1 pseudogene is annotated in these 252 nt (G+C 40.9%); it reads right to left on the bottom strand.

The window, feature by feature from the left end:
• Nucleotides 1-252: pseudogene (locus RYX56_RS23995) on the bottom strand (M3 family oligoendopeptidase); the annotation flags it as partial.

Below are 252 nucleotides of genomic sequence, written 5' to 3'. Positions count from 1 at the left end.
AAACGGTGAATTATAAATATGCCCTTGGCGCTGCCAGAAGCCGCCATTTTCTAAGTACTCAAAACCATCATAATCTTTATGCGGCAAATACTTTTTCTCAATCTCACGCCAGGCCTGTTTCCGTTCACTTGGGGAAGCAGTTGGGTTTTCATAGACCCAATGCTGAAATTCGTCAACAGATACGCCATATGGCAGAAATAATAAGGCGTCACTGAGGTGTGAAAACTTATATTTATCTGTTTCCTCTTTAAA

Origin of the sequence: Alkalihalophilus lindianensis, assembly GCF_032843265.1 — a bacterium.
GTDB classification, from domain to species: domain Bacteria; phylum Bacillota; class Bacilli; order Bacillales; family Bacillaceae_D; genus Alkalihalophilus; species Alkalihalophilus lindianensis.
This window is presented reverse-complemented; position numbering and strand designations above follow the sequence as displayed.